The following is an 18,825-nucleotide window of genomic DNA, read 5'->3' as shown; positions in this document are numbered from 1 at the left end:
ACCTCTCCTCCGTGGAAGCTTTCAGCGTAGCAAATACTCAGAAAATAAATCTGTCCCCTTTTTTCCACTTTTTTCCACCACTCCTTACCGAGAAAAGGAAAATAAACCCATGATCCAGCTACATCTCAACAATACGCTCTACAACCCCAATTATCGTACCCACTGGCAGCAGCTTCTCGTACACAACCTTGCCAAAATCATAACTCCAAACGAGCCGATCCGACTGCTCAGTCTTCTGAAAATAAACAAACAAACCGGAATCCCCCAGTACAGTACACGTCATATCTTGAACCCCTTTTGGAGGAGCCAAGTCACCCTCAAAAAAATGACCGTGAGCGGTCCTGAATAATTCCGCTGCTGAGATCGTTGCATCACCTGTTACACTCCAATCGAACTGCATATTCGCATAAAAATTAACCGCAGTTCTCAACTCAACAACATCAATACAATCTAACAGGCGCTCCCCGTCGACAAGCATCGAGAATAAACCATTTTTCCAAAAGCAACTTGAATCGGTCCACTCCTCCACCACATCAAACTGCAATGAGAACACAAACGGATCGCCATAAATCATTTCAATCTTACTCCTAGCGCTTTTTGCACCGCAGTCGGCACGTAATTAGCCCCTAATGGATTTTTCGCATCCCCCGTACTTCCATTCCAGTGAAAAACGCCGTTTGTACCTTCAAATCGGTGAACATTTCCATCCTTATCCTTCGCAAACGTCACGACTTTATTGGGATACGTAATAGGGCTAACGATAGACTGCCCAAAAAGTTCTAATGAATTTTTAGGCTCAATTCCCGCATTAGGCCGGTTTCCTACCTGCCCATAAGTATGCTTGGGATTCGACTGATAGGTTAGCCCATTGGAAGCAACTGTTGGCTCAGCGGTGGGAATCGGACTACCTTTGTTTTTACCCACCACCGCCGCAACAGACGTCTTGCCCCTAGACGCCAAGCCACCCGCCCCCAACGCCTCGGCGGTATCCTTCGCCACCAAGGCAACCTTTTCCCAGGCTGGCAAGGAGTTATAGAGCAACGCCATATCACCCTGATTTTCCTCGGTGACAAACTGACGTATCCGCTGCGCATCTTCGGGCGACAGGTCAAAAAACCACGTCAGGCTGCTGAGCCCATCCGCAGCAACGATACCGCCATCCATTTCAGCTTGATAATAAATTGAGCAACTCGCCCCACAATTTGAGGCCAACATTTCTGCGCGTTGTTTGGCGCTCAACGCCTTGTATTTCTCCCAGATGGGTTCGTTGGTTTTCCCTTCTTTGTTAGCCTTTATGATTTCTTGTGCGAAATTATTTACATCTTCGAAGCTCAGTTGGTTGTTTTCTACCGCGTTCTTCCCAACCAACGCCGCAGTCACCGCATCAAGCGAACTTGTGCCGGCAGATGCACCACCGATACCCGCAACCAACGTGGCAAGGCTGGATATGGTTTGCTTCTGCTCCGGCGTGAGCTGGTCGTTGCTCACACCTCCATACAACTCCTCCTTGATAATCCGTGCCGCCTCTTCCGCCGCAACCGCCCCTACTGCTCCAGCAAGCGCTGAGTTACCGCTGGCTCTGGCAACCAATGCCCCCAGCACCGCGTGCGCCATCAGGTTTGCAGTCGGGTCACCTTCGGTAGCGTCTCTGATCTCCTGAGCGATGTAGGGCGCCGCTGCACCACTCAAGGCACCGGTGATATTTCCTCCCAAGACACCTTGAACAATCGAAGCTATAGCCTGGGACGCTTTCTGGAAGCTGCTGCCCATTCCATAATCACGTTGAACCTGCTGGGCGACCTGCTCTCCTGTCGGGTTAAAGATTCCTTGGTCCCTAAGTTTTCGGATAGCAACTTTTGACGCTTCGCTCTCCGGATTCTGTGCCTCCTTGATCTTCGCCGCCGCAACCGCGTCCCCAATCCCCTTCGCCAACTCCACCGAGCTCTTCACCAGCTCAATGCGCTCGTTCATCGCCTCTTCGTCAGGCTTGTCCAAAATCTCGTTGGCATTCTTCGTATCGCGATTCAGGCCAACCGTGTCCTGTGCACCCTCCGGATTGCGGACAATGATCGTGCCTTCACTCACCGCACTACGTGTATGGCTCTTATCGGACTCGCTTAAAGCAATACCGTACAAGCCCCCCACCGAGGCGGAGGCACCTGCGCCACCGTAGCTTCCGGAAATGCTGATACCTGCCGATTGAGCCTCGATTTCGCTGACGTTCTTGATATCGCGCGCGATGAGCCGGTCAGTGATCAACAGGTTTTTATTCGCCGAGGCATCGCTGGCAATCACACCACCTTCCAAGGTGGTGGTTTTGCCGACATCGACGGTGTAGCCACCCGTTCCGGCGAAGAGACCGGTCTGGTCCGTGACACCTTTGTATTCGCTGTTCATGTTGCCGGCAGCCAGGTTGGCTGAAGCGGCGACAGGTGTGCCGTAGCAGAACGGTGGAATGCAGATGCTTGCACCAAAACCGCCACTGCTTTGCTTGCTTTTCTGGTCCTGGGTGTCCTGGCGGGAAATGATGTTGAGGTTGCCATCAATCAGTGCATTGATTTCATCAGCACGAACCTGAGCCCCCGCCAGCGTGGTGTCGCCGCCGCTACGCAACAACAACGAACCGGTATCGACCGTCGTGTTGACCTGCGTGACGGAACTGCCGTTACCCATGCCTTTGGCAAGCTGTGCACCGAGGTCCAAGGTGAAGCCGTTTTGCTGGCCGATGTTGAAGCTCGCGCCGATAGCGGTCTTGTTGTTGCTGTTACGGTTGGACCAATCAGCCGTGTTCTGTGCGCTTTCCAGGAGGATGTCGTTGCTGGCGAGCAGCGATGTGTTGGCCGCTTTGATGCTGCTGCCTATGACATGCAAATCACCATCGTTTCCCGCTGCGCTGCCATTGGCAATGATGGATAAGGTGGTGCCGGCATTAAGGGTGCTTTGCTTCGCGGTTTGGCTGGCGTAGTCGCTGGTGCTTTTGCTGCGAGTATTGGCGAGTTCGGTACCGATTTTGATCAACGAACCATTGCTGCCGGTGCCGCCCTGTTTGTCGGCAAAACCATTTTTCTGTGCGTTGGCGTCCGTCGCCATCCCGCCGAGGTTGTAGGCCGCCAGCGCAGCCTGGGCCAGCTTCACAGCCTTGAGCCGAGGGTCGTCCGCGTCCTTCGCGGCTTCGACCGACGAGCGAATGGTGTTGACCGTGTCGATGATCGCACCACCGACGACACGCCCCACGGCCAGGCTGCTCGATTTATCGGCAGTGCTTTGCTTCGCCGTTTCCATGCCTGCGGCGATGGTGACGTTCGAACCGCGAAGGCTCATGTTCTTGGTGCTGACCAAGTCACTGGCGATCACGTTGAGGTCGCCACCGGCAACGAGGCTGACGTTGCCTTTGCTGGATCCGATGGTGCTGCCGGTCAGGGTGGTCTGTGACGCGGTGCCGTTGTGTTTCTGGTTGCTGATCGACAGGTGCTGGTTGCCGGTAATGTCGTCGAGGCCCAGGTTGTTGGCAGTTAATACGCCGGTCAGGTCGCGATTTTTCTCCTTGTGCATTTGGATACGGGAGAAGGTGTTTTCTGCCGCGTCGATGGTCAAGTCGCGTCCGGCACGTACTGCCAGGTCATTGGTACTGACGAGTGCAGAACCGGTCACGGTGGCATCGCGTTTGGCGCTGACGGCGATGGTATCGCCCGAGATCAAGCTTCCAACGGCAGTTGTCTGGGTCTGGGCCAGCTTGTCCTGTACCTTGCTCGACTTCAAACCACCCCAACTGCTTTTGCTTTTGCTGCGCTCGTGGCGAGCGCTCTCGGAGTCGGTAACCGCAACAATTTCCACATCATTGCCGGCCCCCAGGCCGACGCTGCCTTTTTCGGAAATCACGTTGCTGCCTTTGATCAGCAGGTCGTTGCCGGCGGTCAGGACGTTGTTGCCTCCGGAGGTAACCGAACTGGCTACGTTGGTGACACTACTGGTCTCATCCAACCGAAACTTCTTCCCGGAAGAAGACTTCTTGGTCTTGCTGTAGAAGCTGTAGTCCGAATCCTCAGCCGATTGCAGCACCAGGTTCGCGCCGGCGACCAGATACGCTTCATCCCCAGCACTCACCCGACTGGCGATCAACCCCAGATCTTTCCCGGCACTCAGCGTCACATTCCCACCCGCCGTCACGCTGGTGGAGACTTGGCTCACATGGTCTTCCTGAGCCGTGACCTTCTTGCTCTTGCCATACGAATGCTGCTCATCCGCCGCAGACGCCAAGGTCAGGTCGCCGATGGCGCTCATGGTGATGTCGCGCTTGGCGTCGATCTGGCTGGCTACAGCGGTGAGGTCGCGGCCGGCGTTGGCGGTCAGGTCGCGGCCGATGTCGAGGCTGGAGCCGTACTGGGTAATGGTTTCGTTGCGATGCGTGCCGCGATTGCCGCTGGTGATGCGCTCAGCGGAGGCAAGGTTGACGTCGCGGGTGGCGTTGAGGGTGGTGTCGGCTCCGCTTTTGAGCACGCCGCCGACGTTGTTGATGTCACGCCCGGCGCTGATGGTCAGGTTATTCGCGGCTTCGATGCGTGAGGCGCTGTCGATGAAATCGGTGCGTTCGCGACGGTAGCCGCTGTCGCTTTCATGGGTGGTGACGGTGCGTTCGTTGATCACGTCGCCACGGGTGGCGGTGAGCGTGACGTCGCGTCCGGCGATGATGCCGCCGGCCTTGTTGACGAGGTTGTTGCCGGCCAGCAGGTCGAGGCGGTTGCCGGCTTCCACCAGGCCGCTGTTGACCAAGTCGTTGGTGGCGGTCGCGGACAGGTTGTTGCTCGCGCGCAGGGTACCGGCATTGTCCAGGTCCTTGCCAGCGATCAGGGTGACGTCGCTGCCCTGGATCAAGGCTCCGTTGGCCGCCAAACGATTGTTGGCATTGGCCAGGTACAGCACCGGCACCAGGACTTGCTCACCGTCGACCTCGACGTTTTCCATCCAGACGATGTCGTGGGTCAGGGCCGCGACTTGCTCAGAGGTGAGGCTGACGCCTAGGGCCAGGTTGAGCGCCTGCTTGCTGGCGATGGCGTTGTTCATCAGGTACTTGAACATGTCCTCGTTGGAGGTCTGGCCGTCGATGAAGCGCTGGCCGGTGCGGGCGACCACGGCTTGCTGGATCAGGGTCTGCTCATACAACCCGTCGCCCAGGCGCTTGGCGCTCTGGTCGGGGTCGTAGCCGAGGTTTGACAGCAGGTAGTCCGAGCTCATGAATTGCTTGAGGTCGGTGAGTACCGGGTTGGTTTCGATCAGGTATTTGTGCGGATTGGCCGCCACAGTGGAAGCGGGCAGGCCCTGGACGCGGTTGACCGTAAACGCGGTGGTGCGGCCAGGCATGGCGCCGGCCACGGGGGCGCCGCCGGTGCTGGTGTCGAATGTGCTGGCCTGGTCGCCAATATTGGTTGCCTGGCGTGCTGCGATGCTCAGGTCAAGATTGCTGGCGGTAGCTTGCGGGGCGTTACCCGGTTGAAGGTCTCTGGCCTGGACGGCAGGCAGGCCTTGTTGGCGCTGGGCCTGGGTCAGGCTCGCGTTACCCAGCGCCCAGCTTTGCGGGCCGCTGACCGCCGGCACAGCGCCGCTCTGCCCGCTCAGGCGGAACAGGCCGTTCTGGCCGATGGGCAGGCTGAAACCAGGCAAGGCTACCGGATTGACTTGCTGTTGCGCCAGGTTGGGCGGCAGTTGTTGATTGAGCGTGATGCGGGTGGAATATGCGGTGCCGGAAGCGCCCGTGTTGGTACGTGGACCACTGCCGATGTATGTGTAGCCGGGTCGCACGACGCTGTTATTGATGTTGTTCTGCGCGTTGATATTTACGGCGCCGCCGGCCTGGATCACGGCTGCGTAGCTTTGGTCACCGCCGGCGAGTTTTTTGGTGGTGCCCAGGTTCGTGTACTCCATTTCGGTCATGCCGATGAAGTTGGCGATACCTGCTTCCAGACTGCTCAGGTTGTTGACGTCATAACCGGCGCTTTCGAACCAGTATTTGTTGGTGAAGTTACTGGCGGCGGTGTACCAGGCACCCGCATTTCGGGTTCGCTGGGAACGTAACACCCGCGTCGTTTCCGTCTCGCCGGTTTCGACGCCGGTGTTGGTCAAATTGACCAATGAGGCCGTCAGGTTGCCGCCGCTGGCAATGGTGCTGCTCTGGTTCAGCAGGTCGCCGCCGCTCAGATTGAGGTTGCCACCCGCCGTGATGCTGGAAGCCGCAGTGGCTGCGGTCACTTCGGTTTTTTCGCGTTGCAGCAATTCCCAAACGTGGTTCTGCTTGCCGCTGCAGTCACCCGCGTTGTAACCCTCGATGCAGGGGAGTTCGGTGATTTTGGCAGTGTAGATGCCGCTGCTGCCCATGGTCAGCAGGGTGCGGATGTTCTGGATCGTGCTGGCGGCCAGGCTCATGCTGCCGTCGCTCTGGATCGAGCTGGAACTGTTGACTATGCTGCTGGCCAAGGCGCCCAAGCCATTACGGTCAACGGTGAGATTGCCCAGGCTGTAGATGCTGGCGTCGAGGTTGTTCAGCGTATCGACCCGCAGGCCCATGTCGCCGCCGCTGAAAATCAGCCCCTGGTGGTTCGCCAGCGCGCCGGTCGTGACGGTCAAAGCTTGACCACCACCCAACGTCCCAAAGTTGTTGATCCCCGTGGCGCCAATCGTCAGGCGCGCCGCCGAGGTCAAGCGACCGGCATTGTCGAGCTGACCATTAACGCCAATGGTGGTATCGCCGCCGCCCGTTATGCTGGAGCTGACGCTGTTGAGGCTCACTTGTGCCGCGCTGAGGCCAAGCGTCCCCAGGCTGTTGAGACGACCGCCCCCCCAATAGGCACCACCCAGGTCGATTTTCAGGCTGCCATTACTGGCGACCAGACCTTCATTAAACCAATTGACGCCGCCGCCAATGAAGCTGTCGGAAGCCAGTAACTGGCCGCCAGCAGTCTGGGTGAAATGGTTGACATTGACGCTAAGGCGTCCTGCCTGGATGACCCCGCTGTTGGTCCATGTGTCGGTGCTGATAGTCAGACCGCCACGCGTCACCACCGTACCACCGGCTCCGGTGACGTTAGCGGTGGAGATATCAAACGTGCCAGTGCCAACGTGCAGCAAGCTGCCGCCGGTATTGAGGAAACTGGTCGCGCCAAGAGTCAGGTCGGTGTTGGCACTTTCCAACACACCACTGCGGTTATCGAACAACCCACCAATCTGGAAATGGGTCTTGCCGCCCGTACCCAACGCACGGATCTGCCCCGTCTGGTTATCCAGGCTCGCGGCCTTGATCATCAGCGTGCTGTCGCTTTCGATGACGCCCAGGCGGTTGTTCATGGCGCCGGTGAGGTTCAGGTCGATCTGGCTGCCGGCGATCTGGCCGCCGTTGTCGCCGCTGTTATCGAAGTTGTTGGCGGTGACGTTGACCTTGCCTTTGGCGTAGAGGCCGCCGTTGCGGTTGTCGACGTTGCCGGTGGTGATGACGGCATCGCCGGTTTGCGCCGAGATGCGTCCGCCATAATTGTCCAGGCCGCCCAATGCGATCAGGTTCAGACGCTGGGCCTGGGTGATGCCGCCCTGGCGGTTGTTGTTAAGGTCGTAGCCGTTTTTCAGCACGCCGCTCAGGTCGGTCTTCAGCAGCCCTTGCAGGCTGGCGAGCACGCCGCCGCGGTTGTCGAGGTTGCGCGCTTCAATGGTCAGGTCGCCGGCCTTGGCCTGGATGCGGCCGCTCTGGTTGTCGATGTCTTGGTCGACGACCAGGGTCAGGTTGCCCTGGCTTTGTACGGTGCCCTTGCCGTTGGCGAGGCTGTTGGCGTCGATTTGCACGGTGCCGTTCTGGCTGTAGATCAGGCCATCGCCACCGTTCTGCACCGCGCCGGAGGCGGTCAGGATGAGTGCGTCATTGGCCGCGACGGTGCCGCGATTGCGGTTGTCCAAGCCGCCAATGAGCAAGGTCAGCAGACCCTGGCTGGCGATCTGACCGCCCTGGTTGTTGATTTGCGTGGCGCGCTCGACCCGCAGCGGCCCGGTGCTGGCCAGTTTGCCGTTGGTGTTGGTCAGGGCGCCGAGCAGGTCCAGGGTCACGGCGGCGTTGCCGATCAGCGTGCCGCCGGTGTTGTCCAGGGTGGTGCCGGTGAAGGTCAGCGCTTGTTGCGCGTTGACGGTGCCGCCGGCGTTGCCCAGGGTCATGGCGTTCATGACCAGGGTGGCGGCGCTGTCGATCAAGCCGCCTTGGGCGTTGTTCAGCAAACCGCCGGTGACGGTCAAGGTCTGGTCGGCACCGCTGGACAGAATCCCGCCGCGGTTGTCGACGCTGGCCGCGGTGACGGTGAGGTTTTTCTTGCCGGCCACCGCACCGTCAGCACTGTTGAGCAGCGCGCCGCTCAACGTAACGCTGACGTCTTCGTCGCGGCTCGACAGGGTGCCGGCGTTGCGGTTGTCCAGGCTCGTGGCGCTCAGGTCGAGGCCTTTGAAACCGGACATCAAGCCGCCTTGGTTGATGACGTCGTGGGCCTTCACGGTCAGTAAACCATTGCTGATGAGTTTGCCGGCGCTGTTGTTGAGATCGCGAGCCGTCAGGTCGAGGGGCTGGCTGCTGGAGATTTCGCCGCCCTGGTTGTCCAGGTCCCGCAGGTGCTTGAGGCTGAGTACACCGGCGGTGGTGATCAGGCCGGCGCTGTTGTTCAGATCGCCAGTGGCGGCACCGAAGTCGATGGCGATGGCGCTGCCCAGCAACGAACCCTGGTGGTTGTTCAGGTTTCGGGTGCTGACGGTCAAGGCGTCGGCGGCGTTGATAAGGCCCTGGCTCTGGTTGATCAGCGGGCCGGCCAATTTCAGGTCGAGGTTGGCGCGGCTGGTCAGGGTGCCGGCGCTGTTGTCCAGGCTGGCGGCCTCGACGTCCAACGCGGCGGCGGCGATCAGGCCCTTGAGGTTGGTCAGCGCGTTATCGATGCGCAGGGTCAGGGCCTGGTTGCTCAACAATTTGCCGTTGTCGTTGTTCAGGTTTTGCGCGGCCAGGGTGAATGCCTGGGCGCTGGAGATTTCGCCGCCGGCGTTGTTGACGCCCTTGAGGTTTTTCAGCATCAGCAAGGGGGCGTTGATCAAGCCGTTCTGGTTGTTCAGTTGCCCTTGGTTCAGATCAAGGCTCAGCGACGTGTTGCTGAAAAGCTGGCCGCCCTGCTGATCGAGGCCGGTGACGCTGGCGCTCAGCGCGCCGCTGCTAGCGATGCGGCCGCCGTCCTGGTTGGTCAATTGTTTTGCGGTGAGATCGAGGTGCGTGCCGCTGCTGAGCTGGCCGGCCTGGCTGTTGTCGAACGCGCCGGTTTCAACAGTGACCGCTTGCTTGGCGCTGATGCTGCCTTGGTTGCGGTTGTCCAGGCTTGCGCTTTTGAAGGTGAGACCGGCGTCGGTGACGATTTCGCCGCCCTGGTTGAGCAAAGCGTTGTCGAGGGTGAGTGCCAACGCTCCGGCACTGGAAACGCTGCCCAGGGTGTTGATGAGGCTGGCGGCGGTGACTTCAAGCGTGCCTTCGGCGCTCAATGTGCCCTTGGCGTTGTTCAGGTCCCCATCGAGGTGAGCGGTGAGGTTCTTCTGAGTCAGCAGCGCGCCGCCGCTGTTGTCCAGCGTCTCGCCGGTCAAGGTCAGTCCGGTCTTGCCGGACAGCAGGCCCTTGGTGCGGTTGAGCACTTCCTGCACCGTCAGGGCCAACGCGCCGTTGGCGATGACTTGGCCGCCGTCGCTGTTGTCCAGCGCGTCGCCTGTCAAAGCAACATCGCCGTGGCCGGACAGCTCGCCGCCACGGTTGTCGATCGAACCGACGTTCAGCGTCAGCGTGTCAGTCGCCCCGACCAGCCCTGCGGCGCGGTTGTCCAGCGAGGCGCCAGTCAGCGTCAATCCGCCGAGGGCGATCATCTGCCCGCCCTGGTTGTTCACACTGTCGATAGTGGCCGTGACGTTGGTTTTGCCGGCGATCTGGCCGGCGCTGTTGTCGAGGTGGGTGGCCTCGATGTGCAGATCACCGTCAGCAATGATCGCGGCGTCCCGATTGGTCAGTTGACCGTCCACAGTCATGACCAGGGTGCCACGGCTACTGATCAGGCCACCGCTGTTGTCCAGGCTGGCGCTATGGGTGTCGATGGATTGCGCGGAAACCAGCCCCTTGATGGTGTTGAGCGCCTGGTCGATACGCAGGGTCAACGCCTGGTTGCTGATCAGCTTGCCGTCGCGGTTATCGAGGTTGCGGGCCGCCAGCGTGAACGCCTGGGCACTGGAAATCTCGCCGCCACGGTTATTCACGTCCTTGAGGTTTTTCAACACCAGGAGCGGCGCGTTGATCACGCCCTTGAGGTTGTTCAACTGGCCGTTGTTAAGGTCCAGGGTCAAGGCTGTCTTGCTGAACAGTTCACCGCCCTGCTGATCCAGACCGGTCACGCTGGCGGTCAGTGCGTTGTCGCTGGCGATGCGACTGCCGGCGCCGTTGTTGACTTGGTTGGCGGTGAGGTCAAGGGTGTCGCCACTGACCAGATAACCGCCGGAGGTGTTGTCGAACGTCCCCGTGGTGACGCGAATGGCGCCTTTGGCGCTGAGCAGGCCGTTGCCATGGTTATCCAGGCTTTGGCTGCTGACGGTCAGGCCGGCTTCGGTGGTGATGGCGCCGCCGACGTTGATCAACGCACCGTCCAGGCGAATATCCAGACCCAGGCGGGCGACCAGATTGGCGCCGCTGTTGTCCAGGCTTTTGCCCTCGACAGTGGTTACGCCGGTACTGAATAACAGGCCTTTGGTCTGGTTGATGATGGCCGCGACTTTCAGGCCCAGATCAGTGCCGGCGAGGACCTTGCCGCCATCGCTGTTGTTCAGGCCCTGGCCGGTGATGTTGATACTGGTGGTGCTGGAGATTTCGCCGCCTCGATTGTCCAGCGCGTCGATGTCGAGTTTCAGTGCGTTGGTCGCGCCAACCAATCCGCCGCGGTTATTCAGGTCCTGGCCGCTGACGGTGAGCAGGCCTTGGGCGACCAGTTCGCCGCCCTGGTTGTTCAGGTGCGAGACGTTGGCGGTGAGGTCGGTTTTGCTGGAGATTCGTCCGCCGCTGTTGTCGATGTCAGTTACCTGCAAATGCACAGGGCCGGCGGCACTGAGCAGGCCGCCGCGATTATCCAATTGCGAGCCATCGACACGCAGCCCCGCCTGGCTGCTGAGCAAGCCTTGCTCGCGGTTATCGAGCCTGGCGACTGTCAGTTGCAGGTCTTTGACGGACTGGACCTTGCCGCCACGATTGTCCAGGCTGCCCGCTTGGACATCCGTCGAGCCCTTGGCGCCGAGGCTGCCTTGCCGGTTGTCGAACAGACCGCTGATACGCGTGGTCAGGCTGCCATCGCTGACCAGGCTACCCTGGAGGGTGTTGTCGAGACTGGCGGCGGTGACGGTCAGGCCCTTGCCGGAACCCAACACCCCGTTCCGGTTGTTCAGGGCACCGATCAACCCGATGTTCAGCGCCACGTCGCCGGTGAGCAAACCATCGCTGTTGTCCAGCGCAGTGCCGATGACTTGAGTGGTGGCGGCGCTGGAGACTTCGCCGTCGTGGTTATTCAACTGCCCGACATTGGCCGTCAGGTTGCCGTTGCTGCTGACGATGCCCTGCGTGTTGAGGAGTTTGTCGGCAGTAACGCCCAGCGCGCCGTTGCTCAGCACCCGGCCCTTGTTCTGGTTGTCCAGCGTTCCGGCTTTTACCGTGGCGGTCTGCCCGGCACTGAGGGTGCCGCCCTGGTTGCTCAGCGTTTGCGTAACGTTGGCCGTGAGGTTACGGCTGGCGACGATGCTCTTGCCGTGGTTATCGAGCGTATTTGCAGTAACGCTCACATCCCCCGAAGCATTACGGGTGTTATCCGCATTCACCCCCGCTTCAATAATCCCGTTGTTGCTCAACTGCCCACCGGCACTGAGGCTGATGCCATCGCGCGCCGCCAATGTCTGCCGGTTGACCAAGTCACCCTGAACCTGCGCATTCAACGTCGTCCCGGCATAAACCGGTCCCTTCACTTCAACGCTCGCAGCCTTGACGTTAACCGCCCCGCTGGCCGAGGTATCAACCATGCTCAAACGCCCATTGGCATCAAGCTGGATATCCCCGCCACTGGCAATCAACTTGCCGTCCAACTTCACCCCAACCCCGGCCTCGGTGCCGACCAACTTGATCGCCCCGGCGTACATGCCACCCAGCGCCGAAGAGTCAATGGCCAGTTCCGGCTTGGCGCTGCCGTCATCGGCGCGAGCGGTGGCGCTCAAAGTCTCTGCATTGACGTCATTGCGACCGGCCACAATCGTCAGGTTTTTCGCCTGGATCTCGGCGTTGATCTTGGCGCTGCGGGTGATGATTTCGAAGTGGTCGACGTTGCTGGCATTGAGGCCCGCGCCTTCGATGGCGACGCTGCCCTGATCCACTTGGTAGCGGTCCAACCGACCGTTTTCCACCACCGGTTTGCCGGTGCTCAAGGTCACTTTCGGGCTGTTGATGAAGCCGCAGCCGTTGCAGGTGATGCCATACGGGTTGGCGACGATGACGTGGGCCGACTGACCCGCCACTTCGGTGTAGCCGCGCAGTTGGCTGGGGTTGCCGCCGTTGACTTCGTTGAGGATGGTTTGTGCGGCTGAGCCTTTGAGGTTCGGGTTGCCGAGGATGATCCCGCCCAGTTGCGTGGATTGGGTGCGGTTGGTGGCGTTGTTGAGGATCACGCCGTTGCTGTCGACGTTGTAGTCCTTGAACTGGTTGTGGGACAGGCCGTTGGCATTGGGCTTGGCGATGTTGACGATGGGCACGCCATTGCCCGCGCGGTCGAGGCCGGTGCCGGGCGCGCTGACCACAATGCCCTCGGCCTGGGCCCACATTGGTTGCCAGAACATGACGTTGGCCAGCAGGAACGCCAGGCCGCGCTTGGGCATGCCGAGGAACCGCTCGCGGTTTTTCAGGGCAGCAGAAGGTTGGCGGGCCAGGAAGGCGTATTGGCGGTCGTCCATGATCGGGTCTCGTTGCAGCGCAATTAAGGAGGTCATCCGTGCCGAGGTCACTGGCAGAAAAGCCAGACACGACCTCATCCCCAAGGCAAGGAAGACGCTTGTCATTCCCTGCCCAGCAAGCAATATCAAAATAGTGGCGCGATACTAGATAGCCATTATTCCGGCGTCAATTAAATATTGGTAGAAAATGCGGTATGCCCAAACCCAGGGGTGCCCCTTACTTTTGGATATTTCCTACACCCTTGTCCCAACCGCTAGTCTTCGGAAAACCTTTCGCCACGCCCCAAGGGATTTCATGGACAGAACCACGTTAAAACCCCTTTTGCTCGCATTCGCACTGGTCAGCGCAGCGCCACTGGCCCAAGCCGCCAACACCCTGGTCTACTGCTCCGAAGCAAGCCCCGCCGGGTTCGATCCCAGCCAATACACCAGCGGCACCGACTTCGATGCCTCGGCCGAAACCGTCTTCAACCGCCTCACCCAATTCAAGCGCGGCGGCACCGAGGTCGAGCCGGGCTTGGCGACGAGTTGGGACGTGTCCGCCGATGCCTGGCCTACACCTTCCACCTACGCGAGGGTGTGAAATTTCATACAACCGAGTTCTTCACCCCGAGCCGCGACTTCAACGCCGATGATGTGCTGTTCACTTTCCAACGCCTGCTGGACCCACGGCACCCGTTCCGCCAGGCCTACCCCACCGAATCGCCGTACTTCACCGACATGGGCCTGAACACCACGATCAAAAGCGTCGAGAAAGTCGACGAGCACACCGTGCGTTTCAACCTCAATAATGTCGACGCCGCGTTCGTGCAGAACCTGGCGATGAGCTTTGCCTCGGTGCAATCCGCCGAATACGCGGCGCAATTGTTGAAGGAAGGCAAGGCCGGCGACCTGAACCAGAAACCCGTCGGCACCGGGCCGTTCGTGTTCAAGCGTTACCAGAAGGATTCGCAGATCCGCTACGTCGCCAACACCGCGTACTGGAACCCCGAGGACGTGAAGCTCGACAATCTGATTTTTTCCATCACTCCGGACGCCGCCGTGCGCCTGCAGAAGCTCAAGCGCGGCGAATGCCAGGTCAGCGGTTACCCGCGCCCGGCCGATATCGAAGTGATGGAGCAGGACCCGAACCTGAGGGTGCTAAAGCAGCCCGGTTTCAATCTCGGTTTCCTGGCGTACAACGTGACGCACCCGCCGCTGGACCAGCTCAAGGTCCGCCAGGCGCTGGACATGGCCATCGACAAGCCCGCGATCATAAAGGCCGTGTACCAAGGCGCTGGCCAGCTGGCGCAGAACGCCTTGCCACCGGCCCAATGGTCGTTCGACCCAACGATCCAGGACGCGCTCCATGACGTGACCAAGGCCAAGGCGCTCCTCAAGGAAGCCGGGGTTGCGCCCGGTACAACCATTGATTTGTGGGCGATGACAGTGCAGCGCGCCTCCAACCCCAACGCGCGAATGTCGGCGCAAATGATCCAGCAGGATTGGGCCAGGATCGGCATCAAGGCCAACATCGTCAGCTACGAATGGGGCGAATACATCAAGCGCGCCAAGAACGGCGAACACGACGCGATGATCTATGGCTGGACCGGCGACAACGGTGACCCGGACAACTGGCTCGGCGTGCTTTATAGCTGCGCGGCGGTCAAGGGCAGCAACTACGCCAAGTGGTGCGACCCGGCCTACGACCGGTTGATCCAGCAGGCGAAGGTCGCGACCGACCGCCAGAAACGCATCGACTTGTATCAACAGGCGCAGAAAATCCTCAAGCAGCAAGTGCCCATCACGCCCATTGCCAACTCAACGGTGTTCCAGCCGATACGCAAGGAAGTGGTGGATTTCAAACTCAGCCCGTTTGGCCTTACACCCTTCTACGGCGTGGGTTTGAACAAGTAAAACCCGCCCCATGGCGGTGCGTCGCAGCCCTGCGTCGCACCGCCAACGGGCGCCGCTTGCCCCAAAAAAACCGGCGCAAACGGTCAAATGCGTCAAAAGTTATAAAGATGCGACATTAAGGTACGTTCGTTCCACTGTTTCAGACTTGAAACCGCTCTGGATCTTGCATTGGGTATGGGGCCTGCATAAGTATCCGCAGGACGACTCACGAGGTCGCCCTCAAATCCAAAAATGACAACAAATCATGAGGCCAACATGCTTAAACACGCGGTCATTCCGTTTTTAGTCGGCGCAGGCTTGTTAGCCAGCGCTCCTTTCGCTTCCGCCGCGACTAACCTGGTGTTCTGCTCCGAAGGCAGCCCGGCCGGCTTCGACCCTGGTCAGTACACCACCGGAACCGACTTCGACGCCTCTGCAGAAACCATGTTCAACCGCCTGACCCAGTTTGAGCGCGGCGGCACCGCCGTGATTCCTGGCCTGGCCACCAAGTGGGACATTTCCGAAGACGGCCTCACCTATACCTTCCACCTGCGTGAAGGCGTCAAGTTCCACACCACCCCGTATTTCAAGCCGACTCGTGAGTTCAATGCCGACGACGTGCTGTTCACGTTCAACCGCATGATCAACAAGGACGACCCGTTCCGTAAGGCCTACCCAACCGAATTCCCGTACTTCACCGACATGGGGATGGACACCAACATCACCAAGATCGATAAAGTCGACGACCACACCGTCAAGTTCACCTTGAAAGATGTCGATGCCGCGTTCATCCAGAACATGGCCATGAGCTTCGCCTCGATCCAGTCCGCCGAGTACGCCGCCCAACTGCTCAAGGAAGGCAAGGCCCCGGACATCAATCAGAAACCGGTCGGCACTGGCCCGTTCGTGTTCAAGAGCTACCAGAAAGATTCCAACATCCGCTACACCGGCAACAAGGAATACTGGAAGCCTGAAGACGTGAAGATCGACAACCTGATCTTCGCCATCACCACCGACCCTTCGGTACGTATCCAGAAGCTGAAGAAAAACGAGTGCCAAATCACCCTCTTCCCACGCCCGGCCGACCTGAAGGCACTGAAGGAAGACAAAGCGCTGAAGATGCCTGACCAGGCGGGTTTCAACCTGGGTTATGTGGCTTACAACGTGATGGACAAAGTCAAAGGCGACGACAAGCCCAACCCACTGGCTGACCTGCGCGTTCGTCAAGCCTTGGACATGGCCGTGAACAAGCAACAGATTATCGACTCGGTGTACCAAGGTGCGGGCCAACTGGCAGTCAACGCCATGCCTCCGACCCAGTGGTCCTACGACACCACCATCAAAGATGCCAAATACGACCCTGAAAAAGCCAAGTCGCTGCTCAAGGAAGCCGGCGTCAAGGAAGGCACAGAAATCGTTCTGTGGGCCATGCCGGTTCAGCGTCCGTACAACCCGAACGCGAAACTGATGGCAGAAATGCTGCAGAACGACTGGTCCAAGATCGGCCTGAAGGTCAAGATCACCAGCTACGAATGGGGCGAGTACATCAAGCGTTCCAAAGGTGGCGAGAACCAGGCCATGATCATTGGCTGGAGCGGTGACAATGGTGACCCGGACAACTGGCTCAACGTGCTGTTCGGCTGCGACTCGCTGGCCGGCAACAACTTCTCCAAATGGTGTGACAAGAAATTCGACGGCCTCGTGAAAGAAGCCAAGCGCACCACCGACCAGGCCAAGCGCACCGAACTCTACAAACAGGCGCAACACGTCCTCAAGGATGCTGTGCCGATGACACCTATCGCTCACTCGACGGTGTACCAACCCATGCGCGCCAACGTGCAGGACTTCAAGATCAGCCCCTTTGGCTTGAACTCCTTCTACGGCGTCAGCGTCAGCAAATAAGCTCCAGAATCGGCGACGTTGCCTAACGTCGCCGATTTTTTTGGGCTGATGTATCGGAATCTTCCTACGCAGGACCCCGATATCTCACACGGCAGAAGGTAAAGGCGCGTTGCCTTTTCCTACAAGTCTTTAGGACTCAGCGCATTTACTGCCAGACCGACGGCCCCTACCGTCAGGGCTGACAGTATTTGCATGAGTTCTCGGTCTGCCATATGCATGGTTTGGACTCAATGCAGCCATCGGATCCCGGAAGGGTTCGGGCGCATTGCACAACACTACAAGAGGGAGCGTCATGCGCCATACCTTGGTTTTATCCGCATTGCTGGGCACCGGCCTGCTGGCCGCCACATCCGCAGCCCAGGCCGCCGGTGGCAGCCTGGTGTTCTGTTCCGAAGGCAGCCCCGCCGGTTTCGACACCGCGCAATACACCACCGCCACCGACAACGATGCGGCCGAGCCGCTGTACAACCGCCTGGCCGAGTTTGAAAAAGGCGCGACCAATGTCGTCCCAGGCCTGGCAACGAGGTGGGACATTTCCGAAGACGGCTTGAAATACACTTTCCACCTACGCGAAGGGGTGAAGTTTCATACAACCGATTACTTCACGCCGACCCGGGACTTCAACGCCGACGACGTGCTCTTCACCTTCAACCGCATGCTTGACCCACAGCATCCGTTCCGCAAGGCCTACCCCACCGAGTTCCCGTACTTCAACGGCATGAGCCTGAACAAGAACATCGCCAAAGTGGAAGCGACCGGGCCGCTGACCGTGGTCGTGACCCTCAACAGCGTGGACGCCGCGTTCATCCAGAACATCGCCATGAGTTTCGCCGCGATCCTGTCGGCCGAATACGCCGACCAGTTGCTCAAGGGCGGCAAGCCGAGCGACATCAACCAGAAGCCGATCGGCACCGGGCCGTTCGAGTTCAAGAGCTACCAGAAAGACTCCAACATCCGCTACGTCGCCAACGACAAGTACTGGGCGCCGGAACGGGTGAAGCTGAAAAACCTGATTTTCTCCATCAACACCGACGCGTCGGTGCGGGTGCAGAAACTCAAGGCCAACGAATGCCAGGTCACCCTGCATCCACGTCCGGCCGACGTGCCGGCCTTGAAGAACGATCCCAAGCTGCAGTTGATCGAGAAACCGGGTTTCAACCTCGGCTACATCGCCTATAACACCCGCCACAAACCGTTCGACCAGGTCGAAGTGCGCCGGGCCCTGGACATGGCGGTGAACAAGCAAGGCATTCTCAATGCGGTGTACCAAGGCGCGGGGCAACTGGCGCAGAACGCCATGCCGCCAACCCAATGGTCCTACGACGACACCATCAAGGACGTGCCCTACAACCCGGAAAAAGCCAAGGAGCTGCTCAAGGCCGCCGGGGTCAAGGAAGGCACCGAAATCACATTGTGGGCGATGCCTGTACAACGCCCCTACAACCCCAACGCCAAACTGATGGCCGAGATGCTCCAGGCCGACTGGGCGAAGATCGGCCTGAAAGTGAAGATCGTCAGCTACGAATGGGGCGAGTACATTAAACGCACCAAGAATGGCGAGCACGACATCAGCCTGATCGGTTGGACTGGCGACAATGGGGACCCGGACAACTGGCTGGGCACGCTGTACAGCTGTGACGCCATTGGCGGCAACAACTACTCCATGTGGTGTGACCAGGACTACGACAAGCTGATCAAGCAGGCCAAGGTCGTCACCGACCGCGACCAGCGCACCGTGCTCTACAAACAGGCCCAGCAATTGCTCAAGCAGCAAGTGCCGATTACCCCTGTTGCCCACTCGACGGTCAACCAGCCGCTGAGTGCCAAAGTCGAAGGATTCAAAGTCAGCCCCTTCGGTCGCAACGTCTTCTCGGGCGTCAGCCTGAACCCATAACCGTCTAGCCACGCAGCGCGGGCTTCCTTTGGAAGCCCCACGCCGACGTCTTGCCGTAATTCGCCGATTCGGCGCCAAGCAAACGTTTGCAAGCTGCGAATGAGTTAAAAACCAATAGCCGATTCACCCAAAAAGATCGGCAT

4 protein-coding genes and 1 pseudogene are annotated in these 18,825 nt (G+C 59.5%); 3 read left to right on the top strand and 2 right to left on the bottom strand.

Going from position 1 to position 18,825, the window contains the following annotated elements:
- Positions 1-118: 118 nt before the first annotated feature.
- The gene (locus JZ00_RS18085) at positions 119-574 is read right to left on the bottom strand and encodes an Imm42 family immunity protein (protein WP_039592273.1); all 456 of its coding nucleotides are present in this window, start codon (positions 572-574) and stop codon (positions 119-121) included.
- Entirely contained in the window at positions 571-13,011 is a 12,441-nt protein-coding gene (locus JZ00_RS18080) for a two-partner secretion domain-containing protein (RefSeq protein ID WP_082112106.1), read from the bottom strand. Before JZ00_RS18080 ends, JZ00_RS18085 begins: the two co-directional genes overlap by 4 nt.
- 295 nt (positions 13,012-13,306) lie before the next feature.
- Between JZ00_RS18080 and JZ00_RS18075 the strand changes: the two are divergent.
- From JZ00_RS18075 to JZ00_RS18065, 3 genes and pseudogenes are all read left to right on the top strand, one after another.
- Positions 13,307-14,907: pseudogene (locus JZ00_RS18075) on the top strand (ABC transporter substrate-binding protein).
- Positions 14,908-15,162: 255 nt separating this feature from the next.
- Complete coding sequence (locus tag JZ00_RS18070) at positions 15,163-16,788, top strand: ABC transporter substrate-binding protein (protein ID WP_039592274.1); 1,626 nt, start codon at positions 15,163-15,165, stop codon at positions 16,786-16,788.
- Positions 16,789-17,080: 292 nt separating this feature from the next.
- Positions 17,081-18,682 (top strand): ABC transporter substrate-binding protein, encoded by a 1,602-nt coding sequence (locus JZ00_RS18065; RefSeq protein ID WP_039592275.1) that lies wholly within the window; start codon positions 17,081-17,083, stop codon positions 18,680-18,682.
- Positions 18,683-18,825 lie beyond the last annotated feature (143 nt).

The organism is Pseudomonas frederiksbergensis (genome assembly GCF_000802155.2).
In the GTDB taxonomy this organism is placed as follows: domain Bacteria; phylum Pseudomonadota; class Gammaproteobacteria; order Pseudomonadales; family Pseudomonadaceae; genus Aquipseudomonas; species Aquipseudomonas frederiksbergensis_A.
This window is presented reverse-complemented; position numbering and strand designations above follow the sequence as displayed.

Excerpts from the sequence above, each read along its gene's own strand:
- JZ00_RS18085 (WP_039592273.1), bottom strand. The coding sequence starts at position 574 with ATGATTTATGGCGATCCGTTTGTGTTCTCATTGCAGTTTGATGTGGTG.
- JZ00_RS18080 (WP_082112106.1), bottom strand. The coding sequence starts at position 13,011 with ATGGACGACCGCCAATACGCCTTCCTGGCCCGCCAACCTTCTGCTGCC.
- JZ00_RS18070 (WP_039592274.1), top strand. The coding sequence starts at position 15,163 with ATGCTTAAACACGCGGTCATTCCGTTTTTAGTCGGCGCAGGCTTGTTA.
- JZ00_RS18065 (WP_039592275.1), top strand. The coding sequence starts at position 17,081 with ATGCGCCATACCTTGGTTTTATCCGCATTGCTGGGCACCGGCCTGCTG.